The following is a 13,869-nucleotide window of genomic DNA, read 5'->3' on the forward strand; positions in this document are numbered from 1 at the left end:
AGGGAATTGGAAGACTTTTTTATTTAGCATAGACAACTTCTAATTTCCCAAAAGCTACCTCTCCTCGGATAATCAAGGTTTTGCTGGTTGGGGCTACAGGAGCATCTGCCTTAGCTACTCCACAAGAAGTCTCCACCTTCAGGTCCACTCTCCAGTGTTGGGGCACATAGATAACTGCATTCCCTAAACTGACTTCTACCTTCAAGGTTGCACTATCGCCTAACATCTCTGCATTGTCATAATAAATCTTGGCATTTCCACAGCTAACTTCAAACTGGTCTTCTACCAAGTCTTGGTCCTGTTTGTAAAAAGTTCCACTACCAAAGGAAACTTCCTTTTCTGTTAGAATGGTCTTTTCAGCGTCATACCACCATTTTTTCTCGTTCCATGTTTTGTTCGAATTAGTCAACATGCCAACTCCGAGAACGATTAGCACTCCCGCCCAGAACAGTGATTGATTGGGAATCGGTAAAATGTCATAAAAATGATTAGCAATCATGAGGGCCACTAGGGCTGTAAAAGTGGCTGAATTGAAATGACGACGAAGCAAGGCTTCAACTGATTGATAGGCAAAAAATCCAATACCAATCAAGGGCCAAATCTGCCCTCCAAATGAAGGAATTCCAAAACTTCCCTGTAACAATACTAAAGCTGCCAACACTAGCAACACAATACCAAATGCTTTCTTTTTCATGTTCTTACCTCATGTTTCTTAGATTTTCTTTTAGGAGGGATTGGTAGTGTCGTGACACATGAACCTCCTTGTGGGTCTGATAAAAGGAAATAGTGCCTGTCCCTGAGAAGGACTTGTCAACCGAGTAAACTTGCCGAATATTAGCAATGGTCGACTTGGATACCCGACTGAAATAACGGGGCAGGATGGACTCCAACTCATAAAGCTTGAGCCGAACCTCATAGGCTTCTTTCTGGGTATGGGCGTAAATCTTGCTACCTTCCGTCTCAAAAAAGAGGATTTCTGCCAAGTCTAAGTAGTACTCACCAGTCCCCTTGTAAAAGATCAACCTAGGAGCCTTGGTTTCTTGCAAGAGTCGTTGCAAGTCAGCTATTTCATCTGTCAGGGCTGCAGCCTTGATGACAATCTCTGTCTCAGTTAATTCACTATCAATCTCGATTCGTAACTTCATCCTATCTCCTTTCTGCATCTACTATACCAAAGGCCAGAAGACTTTACAAGGGCAAAAAAGCAAGTGGTCACTTTTGACCCGTAAGTGGTTACGAGGCCAAGCCCACTTGCTTTGCTTCTTACAAAATAAAGAAAAGAATTCCCAAGAGGAGACCACAGGCGTAGCCAACTAAAACATCCTTGGGATAATGCACTCCCCCCAAGACTCGCACCAGACCTAGAAGAGCTGATAAGACCAATAAAATCAACCCCATAGGTAGACTAGCATGCATGCAAGCCATGGAAATGATGGTTTTTGCTTTCGTTAGTTACGAAATAACACATATCAAAATCAGTTTGAGCAAAGAAACTTCTTTGCTCTTTTTATCTAAATTTTAAAATTGAAGTAATTTAAATATAGAATTAAGTCAAAAAAAACATTTTATGATATTATAGTAAAGAACAAAAGAAATTTTGTGCAATTAATTTAGAAAAAGATAAAGAGGGATCTGATATGAAAAAACAAACTATTATTGTTGGGGCCGCAATCCTAGCCGCAACCACTGGAACGACTGTATTCGCAGAGGAAGCTGAACCAACTTCTGTAGCACAACCTACTAAAGCAACTGAAGTAGCTCCAACAGCAGAAAATGCTACTCCTATTCAGAAAGCAGAAAAAGAAGTTGCGAAAACTTCAAAAGATATAACTAACGCTGAAATTTCTGCAAAAGAAACTTTCGATAAAGAAACTCAAGCTAAATCTGATTACAACAAAGCAACAGATGAAGTCAACTCTGCTCAAGATTCAGTTAATAAAACTAACGAAAAATTAAAAAATGCTGAAGCTACTTTAGCTAAAGATAAAGAACAAGCTCCAAAATTAGCAAAAGAATTACAATCTAATAAAGACGACGTAACTAATACAGAAAATGAAATCTCTAACAAAGAGAATGAATTGACTCCTGCTAAAGAAAAACAAAAAAATGAAGAAGCTAAAATTCAGCCACAAGTTGATGCTTTAAATGCAGCTACTTCTGCTAAAAACTCTGCTCAAGATAAAGTAAATTCTATCAAGAAAGATTTGAAAAACAATCAAGCAAAAGAAACTGCTTTAACTAAAGATGTTCAAGATTTAACTTCGGCTAAACAAGAAGCTGATAAAAATGTAACGAACACAAATAAAGCATTACAAGACGCTAAAAAAGCTGATAAAACTCGTGCTGATAATATTGCTTCACAAAAAACAGTTGTAGCAAAAGACCAAACAAATAAAGATAATGCTATCAAAACTGAAGAAGCGAAAAAATCTGAAAAAGAAAAATTGGCCAACGAGTTAACTTCGGCTAAGAAATCTTTAGCAGATAATGTGGAAATTCCAGTAACAACTGATTACATTTCTGCTCTTAAAGCTTATAAGCAAAACAAATCAAAAGCAAATGATGCAGCTGTTCTTAAAATTGCAAAAGAAATCTTAGCATCAAAAGAAGTAGAAGCTGCTAAAGAATTGCTTAAAGAAAGCGATACACGTACTGTTGACCCAGCAAATCTAACAACAGAACAATTAAAAGAATTGAATATCCGTATGGCCCAATTCATTGAAGATGTACGTACTAAATTTGGAACATTTGTTCCAACTATGGTTCGTGTGAGTGAAGAATCAGTTAACTTATCAAAACTTATCGGTGAAACATATAAGGATGCTGTTCGTAAACATGCTAATACTACAAATCCAACTGTAGATGATGCATATGATACAGGTCATGTGAAAAGTAATGTAACTATTGCTCCAAACATGGCTAAAGCTGGTTATAAAACTGACGCTCTCCCAGTTCGTATGGAAACTCTTGCGTATTCTTATGAAACAAATATGACTACAATGGGTGAATTGAAAGCTGAATTATATAACAGTATGATTCGTTGGATGTATGATGATTATTTAAGTGATTGGGGTCATGCTCTAATTCATTCAGGTTTGGAATGGGAATACAAGAAAACAGAATTGCATACATTTGTTGTTCAAGATGGTTCATATGTAACAATTGGAGCTGATGAAACAGCCTTTAAGACTCAAGATAGCAATTTGAAAACTAAAGAGTATGAAATTCCAGCAACAGATTACAGCAAAACGGTTACTCGTGTAAATTCTCTTGACAAACTAATTGAAACAAACAAAGCCGAATTGGCCCAAGCTACTAAGAATGTTAAATCAACGACTGATAAGCTTGATGCTTCAACAAAAGAATTGAAACGTTTAGAAGCAATTGAAATTCAAACTCCTAAAGCACAAACTGCTTACGACAGTGCTGTTGCTAAACAAACTCAATTAGCAAACCAATTAACAGAAAAGAATAACAATCTTACTGCTGTTCAAAACAAAAGCAAAGAATTAAATATTGCTCTACCTAAAGCTGAATCTGATTTAACTAAAGCAACTGAAACTTACAACAAAGCGAAAGCTGAATATGATAAAGTAAGTGCTGATATAGAACGTGCTAAAGCCGAAGTTAAACGAATTGAGGCTCAATTGAAAGCACTTAATGCTAAATTGACAGAAGCAAATAATAAAGTTACTAACACTGAAAAATCTATTGCTGAAAACAACAAAGAAATTGAAACATTAACAAATTCTATTAAAGAATTAAAAGAACAACTTAAAGACCAAGAAACTATTCTTAAAGAAAAAGTAAAAGTTCAAAAAGAAAAAGAAGAGATCTACTTGAAAGCTAAAGGAGTTGCTGATGTAGAACGTGCTAAAATCAATGAACTTAAATCTAAACATGAAGCTGCGGTTACTTATTTAGAATCATTGAAATCAGAAAAAGCTCGTGAAGTACAAAAACAAAGAAAACTTGAAAAATACAATAGAATGTTCGATAAAGTATTGTACGGAACAAATACTACAGCTAATCAAAATTCTAATCACACTCTACCAGCAACTAACTCTTCTAATGAATCAGTATTACCAAATACTGGTTCAGTTGAACAATCATTCATGACATATTCAGCACTTATAAGTTTAGCTACTGCAGGTTATGCTTTGGCAAGAAAGAAAAAAGAAGACTAATCCATTCTGACAATTTAAAAAAGAGAAGACAAGTTTAGCCAATGTCATTAAGTTAAGAAATTCAAATACGATTCTGTATTGAATTGCACCCCAAAAGTTAGACAGAAAAAATCTAACTTTTGGGGTGTTTTATTATGCGACTATTAGTCCGTCTCGCTCCGCTAGGTGCGAGACAAAAAAACCACCCGCTATGCGGGTGCGCGTCGAAGGTTATACCAAAAAAACTCCAAACGCAATACAATAAGGGTGTTCAAGCCAATTGTAAAGCGAAAGGAGAAAAATATGGCACAAAAGGCTCATAGTTTATCGCACACAAAGTGGTACTGTAAGTATCACTTTGTGTTCACCCCTAAGTATAGACGAAAAGTCATCTATAATCAATATCGAAGTAGTTTAGGCGAAATATTTCATCGCTTGTGTAGTTATAAAGGTGTTGAAATTATCGAAGGCCATTTAATGCTAGATCATGTTCACATGTTGGTAAGCATTCCACCTAGAATTAGCGTTGCAAGTTTCATGGGATATTTAAAAGGTAAGAGTTCACTCATGATGTTTGACAAACACGCAAATCTCAAGTATAAGTTTGGTAATCGACATTTCTGGGCGGAAGGTTACTATGTGAGTACAGTAGGGCTAAATGAAACTACAATTAAGAAATATATTCAAGATTAAAGAAATTATCCAGTGGATGATTTCTTCACGAGTATGAAAATTTGAGAACGAGTAAAGCATGATATAGCACTAGATAAATTGAGTGTAAAAGAATATGAGAATCCCTTTAGGGATAGTGGTAAGTAATACAAAAGCCTCTTTGAGAGGCAAGTGACGAGTCAAGAGCAGTAAGGCTTGAACAAAGTGAAAGCCAGCGTCTTTAGGCGCTGGCTGGTAATTTGGGCTTATAGCCCCGGTACAAACCACCCGTTAGACGGGTGGTTATGATTATGAAATTAACTTATAAAGATAAGGTTCAGATCTATGAACTTAGAAAGCAAGGTCAAAGCTTCAAACAACTTTCAAAAAAATTTTATGTGGATGTTTCTGGTCTAAAGTGCATGGTGAAATTAATTGACCGTTATGGAATAGAAATCGTCAAAAAGGGGAAAAATCGTTATTATTCCCCTGAATTAAAGCAAGAAATGATTGATAAAGTCCTACTTGAAGGTCTTTCACGAAAAAGAGTATCTTTAGATTATGCTCTACCCAAAATCGGCAAAATTGTTTACGCCATATGATTGTAACACCTTATCAAAAAAATCACTAGGTAAGGTGTTGGTTTTGTATAGAATTTTTACACTAAACTTTAATTCAAAAAAGACAATTTCCTTAGTTTGACTATGGAACTCAAACTATTTTTTATCAAATACCTTGATATGTGGGTGGTTGATTTCATCTATAGAGTAACATAAATCTCAAAAAATAAGGTGAAAAAACCTTTATTTGTGATGCAAAAAATAGGAGATAGGATAGAGGATCACTTTGATAACCTCAATCCTATCTCCTATTCAAATGGTTAGTTCACTAACTTATGACATTGACTCTACAGTATGCTCTTTTTAAAAGTTATTAGTCATATTTACGTTTAAGACCGATTACTCCTAGAGCATAAGTAATACCCGCCATAATCACACCTAACACATTTACTTCAGCACTAGTATTTGATCATACTTTCTTAGTTGAAGTAGGAGTGTTTGGAATTTCTTAAGCAGTTGCTTTTTGGTATTCTGCCTTAATGTCAGCAACTGGTTCTTCATTGGTTTTTTTACTTTTACAATTTCTTGATTATTTCCTTCTTTTCAGCTATTTTCTTATCAAGTGTTTCTACTTGTTTAGCTTCATCTGCATAAGTTGTTCCATAGTTCATTGCTAATGTTACTGCGACCATACCAAGAATGTTCCCACAAATTCCATGTTGTTTGAATTTACGGCTTGACCCGTAAGTGGTTACGAGGCCAAGCCCACTTGCTTTGCTTCTTACAAAATAAAGAAAAGAATTCCCAAAAGGAGACCACAGGCGTAGCCAACTAAAACATCCTTGGGATAATGAACGCCTCCTAAGACCCGCACAAAGCCGAGAAGAGCTGATAAGACCAACAAAACCAACCCCACAGGAAGATTTGCATGCAAGCAAGCCATGGAAATGATGGTTGCTGAGAAGACATGGCGACTAGGCATTGAATTCCCAGAGCTGTCCTTGTCTAGTAGCGGAATAATTTCCCAAGTCTCATAAGGACGTGGTTGATTGATCCACTTACGAACTAGCGTCAATAGGACAAATCCTAAAGCTGGAACTAAAATATAGGCAGAAAGTTCTTTCCCAACCCCTTTACTTACAAAGTTTATCCCCAACAAGGTCAAGTAAGCTAAGGGCATCAGAACTGTCATCATGCGATTAAAGACTCGCATCAATTGCAATAGTTGTGGATGTCGAAGAAGACTTGATTTCCTCTTATCGTACCACTCTTGATAGTTTTTCATCTGTTTTCTCGTTGTTTCTAGATTTTACACAAGAAGCCTGACAGAACGAGTCTGCAAGCATCTCCTACTCTAGTATAGTGCAGAAAAAGAAGGCCGTCAAGCCTTCTTTTGATTTATTCTTCTGCTTGGTCTTCTGTAAATTGACTATTGTAGAGGTCTGCATAGAAACCACCCTGAGCCATTAGCTCATCATGATTGCCTTGCTCGATGATGTTTCCTTCTTTCATGACCAGAATCAAGTCAGCATTGCGGATAGTTGACAAGCGGTGGGCGATGACAAAGGATGTGCGCCCCTCCATCAAACGGTCCATAGCCTTTTGAATCAATTCCTCCGTACGAGTATCGACTGAGGATGTTGCTTCGTCCAGAATCAAGAGCGGAGCATCCTTGAGCAGGGCACGAGCAATAGTCAAGAGTTGTTTCTGTCCGACTGACAAGGTTACTGTATCATCCAAAACAGTATCGTATCCATCAGGTAAGGTTGTGATAAAGTGGTGGATTCCGACTGCTTTGGCAGCTTCAATCACACGTTCATCACTGATACCTGTTTGATTGTAGATGAGATTGTCACGAATGCTTCCTTCAAAGAGCCAGGTATCCTGCAAGACCATTGAAAAGGCATCGTGCACTTCTGAGCGCTTCATAGCCTTGGTATCCATACCATCAATGCGAATACTTCCCTTATCAATCTCATAGAATTTCATCAAGAGGTTAACAATGGTCGTCTTCCCAGCTCCAGTTGGTCCAACAATAGCAACCTTTTGACCTGCATGAGCTGTCGCGGAAAAGTCGTGAATGATCGTTCGCTCCGGTGTGTAGCCAAATGAAACTCTGTCGAAGATTACTTCACCCTTCATGTTGGTCAATTGTCTTTCCTTATGAGATTCATCTTCCATTTCCTCTTCACCTAGAAATTCGAAGACACGAGTCATAGCTGCACTAGCTTGTTGTAAGCTGGTAATTCCTTGGGCAATCTGTGATAAGGGTTGTGAGAAGGTACGTACGTAGACCATGAAGGCTACGATAATCCCGATACTGATATGACCTTCAAGAGCCAAGGCAGCACCGACGATAATGACCAAAACATAACTAAAATTTCCAACAAAGAACATAGCAGGCATCATGATACCAGAAATAAACTGAGATTTCCATATACTATCATGTAAATCTTGGTTTAGACTAGCAAATGTTTCTTTTGTTGGCTCCACAGCATTATAGCTGGTCACCACATTGTGGCCAGAGTACATTTCTTCCACATAGCCATTTACAGCTGCTAGGTTATTTTGTTGAGCTTTAAAGTAGCCCTGCGACTTGGCCATAATTACGGAAACCGCCGTAAATCCAACAAGGGTTGAAACAACGGTTACTAGTGCCAAAATCCAGTTCATACCAAACATGGTAATCAAAACAGCAATCAGCAAGAAGCTAGCTGAGATAACTGTCCCTAGACTTTGATTGAGTGACTGAGCCGCCGTATCGACGTCATTGGTTACACGAGAAAGAGTGTCCCCTTGAGAATGACGGTCAAAATAAGCAAGTGGCAAGCGATTGATTTTCTCAGCAATAGCTGTCCTCAAACGTTTTGAGAAATGTTGGATACTAGTTGAAAAAATGTAGGCTTGCGTATAGTTCAGGATAATCCCAATCACATAGAGGATAACCAAAAAGCTAGCAATACTTGAGACAGCCTCTAGGTCAATCTCTGTCATTAACCCATCTGAAATCAAATTGGTAATTTCTTTGATCTTAGTTGGTCCATAAACCGTGATAATACTTGAACATATAGCCGCCACAACTGCGATTAGTAGGGGAAGTTGGAGACCTGCTAGAAAAGGTCTACACTGTTTCCATAAGGACATTTTCTTATTTTCCATGTTCCAATTCCTCCTTCGATAGTTGTGAATAGGCAATTTCTTGGTAAACTTCATTGCTTGCAAGAAGTTCCTTGTGGGTGCCTTGTCCTACGACTTTACCTTGATCCAAGACTAAGATAAGGTCTGCATCCATAATGGTTGAAATGCGTTGGGCAACGATTAACTTGGTCATGGATTGTGTTTTTTCAGCTAATACTTGACGCAAGATACGATCGGTCTTGTAGTCCAAGGCTGAGAATGAATCATCAAAAATAAGAATCTCTGGTTTACGAGCCAAGGCGCGTGCAATGGCCAGACGTTGTCTCTGTCCACCTGAGAAATTGGTCCCACCTTGAGCCACTTCTGATTCAAGACCAGCTTCCTTATCCTCGATAAAGTTTTTAGATTGAGCCAATTCCAGAGCTTGCCACATGGCCGTATCACTTAGTGGTGTTTCTTGACTCTTACCAAAGTCGAGATTGCCCTTAACATCTCCAGAAAAGAGCACAGCTTTTTGAGGAATATAGCCAACTTTATTACGCAAATCTTCTAAGTCATAATTCTGAACATTGACGCCGTCTACTAGAATTTCTCCCTCTGATACATCATAAAAACGGGGTAAGAGGTTCACAAGCGTAGATTTACCAGAACCAGTTGAGCCGATAAAGGCAATGGTTTGCCCTGCTTCTGCCTTGAAGCTGACATGTTCCACAACTGCTTCTGAGTTTTTAGAGTAGCGGAAGGTTACGTCGCGGTATTCCACTTGACCAATTACAGAAGAGTTTGCTGTCTGTGGGTGACCAGGATTTTCAATAGAGGAATGAAGGTCCAAGACTTGATTGATACGACCTGCAGAAACCAAGGTACGAGGCAAGACGATAAAGAGAGCACCCATGAGTAAGAAGCCCATTACCACTTGCATAGCATAGGACATGAAGACCACCATATCGCTAAAAAGGGGTAGACGCTCTGTCAAGCTAGCATCGTTGATGAGATAGGCCCCAATCCAGTAAATGGCAAGGACCAAGCCGCTAGAAATCGCCATCATAATAGGATTCATAATGGCCATTAAGCGACTAACAAAGAGATTGAGTCGTGTGACTTCATCATTGGCTTCTTCGAATTTCTTATCTTGATATTCCTCAGCATTGTATGCACGAACAACCCGAATCCCTGTCAAGCTTTCACGAGTAATACTGTTCAGTTTATCTGTCAATTTTTGAATGACAGATTGTTTAGGAAAGGCCAAAGTCATCAAGACAGTTGTCATCAGAACATTGACAATGACTGCCACCACTACTGCCCAAATCCAGTATTCTGACTTGCCAAGGATTTTCCCAATAGCCCAAAGCGCCATGATTGGTCCACGAGTGACCACTTGGAGTCCCATGGTAAAGAGCATCTGAATCTGCGTGATATCATTAGTCGTCCGAGTCAATAGACTGGGGATTGAGAAACGTTTAATTTCTGTCTGGGAGTAATCCAAAACACGATTAAAAATATCGCTTCGTAGATGAGCCGTATAGGATGCTGCAACTCGAGCGGCAAAAAATCCAACTGTTACAGATGATAGGAAGGCTAAGAATGACAAACCTATCATCTTAGTTGCTGGCGACCAAAGGTCTCCCAACTCCGTACCTGGAGTTCCGAGTAATTCTGTTATTTTTGAAACGTAAGTCGGTACTTCTAACTCTAGATAGACCGAGCAACAGGTAAATAGAACAGTTATTAGAATCATGCCCCACTCTTTTCCTGTGATACGCTTAGCGAGTTTCTTCATTCTTACCTCCTATTTTTTCTACATTTGCTTGTAGTTTTCCAAGGACTTCTTCAAAGATAACGAGATTCTCTTCAGAAATACCATCAAGTAAACTACGGTCAATCCGATCAAAGAAAGACTTAACTTGCTTCATTTGAGAGTGTGATTTTTCGGTCAAGTGAACAAATTTTGCCCGTTTATCACTTGGGCTCGCCTCCAATTCCACCAAACCATTTTGCACCATACGCTTGACCAAATTACTAGCAACTGACTTGGTAATATTGAGTTCTTGTTCAATATCTTTGATGAGTGTTAATTCTTGTTCATGCTCACGACGTTCTAAAAAACGAATGACCTGCCCTTGCGGTCCCCCCATAAATTCAATACCACAACGCTTGGCTTCCTTTTGTACCAGCAGATGTAACTGGTGACCAAAACGTTTAAAGACCAACATCGGTTTATCCATGCTTTCTCCCTTCTAAATAAAAAATAGTTCTCTAGAGAACAATTAAGTTTCCATGAGAACTATTTTATCATTTTCAAATAAGATGTCAAGAAAAAAAGTTTCTACGAGAACTATTTTATTTAGAATTGACATTAGTTCTCATTTTATCTATAATAAACACTATCTCACACGGAGAAAATCTTAGCCTGACTAGAAATGAGAAAATCACAAATGAAACATAAAGAAGAGAAAATTTTAGGAATCTTTGCCATTATCTTTGGAGCCTTGGCCCTTCTTGGTTCCTGGCTACCAATCATTAGCATTCTAGCCTTTTTCTTTGCCATTATTGCTATAGCCCTAGGAGTTTTTGGTATTGGCCTTAATCTCAAAAATCGTAAAATATTGGCGATTATTGGAACCGCCCTAGGCATTGGATCCATTTTCCTTGTTTTGACAACGCAAGTACTCCCTTCTGGTGTTTTTACCGACCTGGCTAGAAATTTTCGTCACCCATACAGAAGTTTAACCTCTTTAACAGAGGATGACGATTTCGGAACGCTACCAGATAATAGCACCGATGAGGATAATGATGAAGAGGATACGGAAGATACCGATTCCTTCACTTGGACCAAGGAACAATTCGATGCTTTGATAGAAGGTGATACTGCAAACAGAGGAAAAGGTGGCTCCAACTACAAAGATATTATCAGCAAGCATGGACAGCCAGATTCTGAAATTGAGTCAACTTCAGGCGACTATGAGATTAAAAAAATCTCCTATGTCTCACTCGGTTCTAATACTAAGACAGTTGTACTGACTTTCGTAAAACAGGAAAATGGTCAGTTTCTTCTCATCCGTAAATTTGCCCTAGGATTAGACAGAACAGAGCAAACTGATGATGGAGTAAGAGTCTAAGATAACTAAAAAGCGAACAGACTTAATAGCTGCTCGCTTTTTTATTAGAATCCATCTACGTTTGTGTAGATTTTTTGTACGTCTTCGTCGTCTTCAAGAACGCTGTATAGTTTTTCGAATGTTTCTAAATCTTCACCTGACAACTCAACTTCTGATTGAGGAATCATCTCAAGTTCTGTTACTTGGAATTCTTCGATACCAGATTCACGCAAAGCCACAATAGCTTTGTGAAGGTCAGTTGGAGCTGTATAAACAGTGATTGTTCCTTCTTCTGCTTCTACATCGTCTACATCGATATCTGCTTCAAGCAAGAGTTCAAAGATAGCATCAGCGTCGTCACCAGCAAATACGATGACACCCTTGTTGTCAAAGAGGTAAGATACTGAACCTAAAGCTCCCATGTTTCCACCATTTTTACCAAAGGCAGCACGTACATTGGCAGCTGTACGGTTGACGTTTGAAGTCAGGGTATCCACGATGAGCATTGAACCATTTGGTCCGAAACCTTCGTAACGACCTTCTGTAAATGTTTCGTCTGTGTTTCCTTTTGCTTTATCGATAGCCTTATCAATAACGTGTTTTGGCACTTGCGCTTGTTTAGCACGGTCGATAACGAATTTCAAAGCAGTGTTGAGTTCTGGATCTGGTTCCCCTTTTTTAGCTGCTACATAGATTTCTACACCAAATTTTGCATATACTTTAGAGTTAGCTCCATCTTTAGCCGTTTTCTTGGCTACGATATTGGCCCATTTACGTCCCATTAGGAATCTCCTTTTTTCACATTTTAATCTTTCTTATTATAACACAAGTCTAGCTGATTTTCACTAGAGGAAATGGATTTTCTTTTGTAAATTAAGCTAGGATTTTCCACCGACTGCCAAGATTTTCTTGCCTTCTTTTATCCAAGGGTGCTGAGAGAGTGAGATATAAAGTTGTGCAGTCATAACAAGCCAAAGTAGTGGTTCACATAGAATCACACCTGTATAACCTGCCCAAGGAATAATCCAAGCGACAAAAACAATTTTCCCGATAAACTCGATAAAACTAGATATGAGGGGTAAGAGTTTTTGACCGAGGCCCTGCAAACTATTTCTATAAATCAATAAAAGACTCAAAAATGGATAGAAAACTGAACTAATACGTAGGTACAAGGTCCCATTTTCAATCAAGTAACCATCTGTTGAACTCACTAAGAAAGAAACTAGGCTAGGACTTGCAAAAAATAGGAACACACAAGCAAAGGTTGCCCAAGCCATACTCAAATAGCTCCCTAAACGAAGACCTTGGACGATACGATCTGGACGTTTTGCCCCAAAGTTTTGAGAGATAAAAGTCGTCATAGAAGCCGAAATTGCCGTCATTGGCAATAGGGCAAAGGCCATGATTCTACGTGCTGCCGTTTGAGCACTGATAATAACTGCTCCAAAGCCATTAACAGAGGATTGCAAAATAACACTTCCGATAGAAACGATTGACCCCATCAGCCCCATGGCTAGTCCCTGCTCCAAGAGATCAATATAGAGATCCTTATTCCATTTGAAGTGCTTCAAGCTTGGAAGAAGCTCTGGAACATTCTTTCGGATATAGAAATAACAGAGAATAGCGGACAAACCTTGCGAGATGATAGTTGCAAGACCTGCAGACTGAACCCCCAATTGCAGTTGTGTAATAAAATATAAATCTAGAATGACATTAACAATGGCTGAAAAGATAAGAAAGGCAAGCGCCGCAAGGCTATCACCAATCGAGCGTAGTAATCCTGCAAAGAGATTATAGGCAAAGCTAACTCCCACGCAGCTAACAATCATTGAGATGTATTCATAGGATTGGGGGAGGATTTCTGCAGGTGTTTCGAGATATTGTAAAAGCGGATAAAGACCGAAGAAACCCATCAGCATGACAAGAGCACTCAGGATTGCACCTAAAATCCAAGTCGCTGCGACAGCCTCTTTAATCTTTGTAAAATTACGAGCGCCATAAAGCCGAGCAATAACAACTCCCATCCCATTTCCGACTCCGAGAGCAAAGCCAATAATCAAATCAAAAATGGCTGTCGTAGCTCCGACTGCCGCCAAGGAATTTTGTCCCAAAAAACGTCCAACAATCAAAATATCAGCTGTATTGTAAAGTTGCTGAAAAATATTGGATAGTAAAATCGGTAATGCAAAACTAATCAGTGAAGGAAGAATGGGCCCATGAATCAAGTCCACCGTTGATTTTTTATTCATAAGGCTA

Annotated in this window: 10 protein-coding genes and 3 pseudogenes; 4 read left to right on the forward strand and 9 right to left on the reverse strand. The window is 38.8% G+C overall.

What is annotated here, in order from left to right; translation table 11 throughout:
• Window positions 1–19: 19 nt before the first annotated feature.
• The 3 genes and pseudogenes from I1J71_RS01095 to I1J71_RS01105 form a co-directional block, all read right to left on the reverse strand.
• Window positions 20–694, reverse strand: a complete 675-nt coding sequence (locus tag I1J71_RS01095; protein ID WP_195183410.1) for a LiaF transmembrane domain-containing protein — start codon at window positions 692–694, stop codon at window positions 20–22.
• Between the two features lie 4 nt (window positions 695–698).
• Window positions 699–1,145 carry a LytTR family DNA-binding domain-containing protein gene (locus I1J71_RS01100; RefSeq protein ID WP_004250544.1) on the reverse strand — a complete coding sequence of 149 codons (447 nt, stop codon included), beginning with the start codon at window positions 1,143–1,145 and terminating at the stop codon, window positions 699–701.
• A gap of 118 nt (window positions 1,146–1,263) precedes the next feature.
• Window positions 1,264–1,437 (reverse strand): annotated as a pseudogene (locus I1J71_RS01105) (phosphatase PAP2 family protein); the annotation flags it as partial.
• Window positions 1,438–1,637: 200 nt separating this feature from the next.
• Between I1J71_RS01105 and I1J71_RS01110 the strand changes: the two are divergent.
• The 3 genes and pseudogenes from I1J71_RS01110 to I1J71_RS01120 all read left to right on the forward strand — a co-directional run.
• Window positions 1,638–4,187, forward strand: a complete 2,550-nt coding sequence (locus tag I1J71_RS01110; RefSeq protein ID WP_195183411.1) for an SEC10/PgrA surface exclusion domain-containing protein — start codon at window positions 1,638–1,640, stop codon at window positions 4,185–4,187.
• 282 nt (window positions 4,188–4,469) lie between these two features.
• Window positions 4,470–4,856: pseudogene (gene tnpA, locus I1J71_RS01115) on the forward strand (IS200/IS605 family transposase); the annotation flags it as partial.
• A 272-nt stretch (window positions 4,857–5,128) separates the two neighbouring features.
• Window positions 5,129–5,404: pseudogene (locus I1J71_RS01120) on the forward strand (IS3 family transposase); the annotation flags it as partial.
• Window positions 5,405–6,158: 754 nt separating this feature from the next.
• Here the strand turns inward: I1J71_RS01120 and I1J71_RS01125 are convergent.
• The 4 genes from I1J71_RS01125 to I1J71_RS01140 form a co-directional block, all read right to left on the reverse strand.
• Complete coding sequence (locus I1J71_RS01125) at window positions 6,159–6,662, reverse strand: phosphatase PAP2 family protein (RefSeq protein WP_195183412.1); 504 nt, start codon at window positions 6,660–6,662, stop codon at window positions 6,159–6,161.
• Between the two features lie 113 nt (window positions 6,663–6,775).
• Window positions 6,776–8,536: an ABC transporter ATP-binding protein gene (locus tag I1J71_RS01130; RefSeq protein WP_195183413.1), complete on the reverse strand. Its 1,761-nt coding sequence runs from the start codon at window positions 8,534–8,536 to the stop codon at window positions 6,776–6,778.
• Entirely contained in the window at window positions 8,526–10,295 is a 1,770-nt protein-coding gene (locus tag I1J71_RS01135; RefSeq protein WP_195183414.1) for an ABC transporter ATP-binding protein, read from the reverse strand. Before I1J71_RS01135 ends, I1J71_RS01130 begins: the two co-directional genes overlap by 11 nt.
• Window positions 10,279–10,740, reverse strand: coding sequence for a MarR family winged helix-turn-helix transcriptional regulator (locus I1J71_RS01140; RefSeq protein ID WP_195183415.1), 462 nt, complete (start codon window positions 10,738–10,740; stop codon window positions 10,279–10,281). The genes I1J71_RS01135 and I1J71_RS01140 overlap by 17 nt, the downstream gene beginning before the upstream one ends.
• A gap of 210 nt (window positions 10,741–10,950) precedes the next feature.
• On the opposite strand from I1J71_RS01140, the gene I1J71_RS01145 reads away from it, so the two are divergent.
• Window positions 10,951–11,634: a hypothetical protein gene (locus I1J71_RS01145; RefSeq protein WP_195183416.1), complete on the forward strand. Its 684-nt coding sequence runs from the start codon at window positions 10,951–10,953 to the stop codon at window positions 11,632–11,634.
• 44 nt (window positions 11,635–11,678) lie between these two features.
• Here the strand turns inward: I1J71_RS01145 and I1J71_RS01150 are convergent, their stop codons facing one another.
• Both I1J71_RS01150 and I1J71_RS01155 read right to left on the reverse strand, forming a co-directional pair.
• On the reverse strand, window positions 11,679–12,395 hold the full coding sequence (locus tag I1J71_RS01150; RefSeq protein WP_195183417.1) for a YebC/PmpR family DNA-binding transcriptional regulator: 717 nt from the start codon (window positions 12,393–12,395) through the stop codon (window positions 11,679–11,681).
• A gap of 96 nt (window positions 12,396–12,491) precedes the next feature.
• Window positions 12,492–13,862, reverse strand: a complete 1,371-nt coding sequence (locus I1J71_RS01155; protein ID WP_195183418.1) for an MATE family efflux transporter — start codon at window positions 13,860–13,862, stop codon at window positions 12,492–12,494.
• Window positions 13,863–13,869 lie beyond the last annotated feature (7 nt).

Origin of the sequence: Streptococcus infantis (assembly GCF_015546995.1) — a bacterium.
Classification (GTDB): Bacteria; Bacillota; Bacilli; order Lactobacillales; family Streptococcaceae; genus Streptococcus; species Streptococcus infantis_J.

Excerpts from the sequence above, each read along its gene's own strand:
- I1J71_RS01095 (WP_195183410.1), bottom strand. The coding sequence starts at position 694 with ATGAAAAAGAAAGCATTTGGTATTGTGTTGCTAGTGTTGGCAGCTTTA.
- I1J71_RS01100 (WP_004250544.1), bottom strand. The coding sequence starts at position 1,145 with ATGAAGTTACGAATCGAGATTGATAGTGAATTAACTGAGACAGAGATT.
- I1J71_RS01110 (WP_195183411.1), top strand. The coding sequence starts at position 1,638 with ATGAAAAAACAAACTATTATTGTTGGGGCCGCAATCCTAGCCGCAACC.
- I1J71_RS01125 (WP_195183412.1), bottom strand. The coding sequence starts at position 6,662 with ATGAAAAACTATCAAGAGTGGTACGATAAGAGGAAATCAAGTCTTCTT.
- I1J71_RS01130 (WP_195183413.1), bottom strand. The coding sequence starts at position 8,536 with ATGGAAAATAAGAAAATGTCCTTATGGAAACAGTGTAGACCTTTTCTA.
- I1J71_RS01135 (WP_195183414.1), bottom strand. The coding sequence starts at position 10,295 with ATGAAGAAACTCGCTAAGCGTATCACAGGAAAAGAGTGGGGCATGATT.
- I1J71_RS01140 (WP_195183415.1), bottom strand. The coding sequence starts at position 10,740 with ATGGATAAACCGATGTTGGTCTTTAAACGTTTTGGTCACCAGTTACAT.
- I1J71_RS01145 (WP_195183416.1), top strand. The coding sequence starts at position 10,951 with ATGAAACATAAAGAAGAGAAAATTTTAGGAATCTTTGCCATTATCTTT.
- I1J71_RS01150 (WP_195183417.1), bottom strand. The coding sequence starts at position 12,395 with ATGGGACGTAAATGGGCCAATATCGTAGCCAAGAAAACGGCTAAAGAT.
- I1J71_RS01155 (WP_195183418.1), bottom strand. The coding sequence starts at position 13,862 with ATGAATAAAAAATCAACGGTGGACTTGATTCATGGGCCCATTCTTCCT.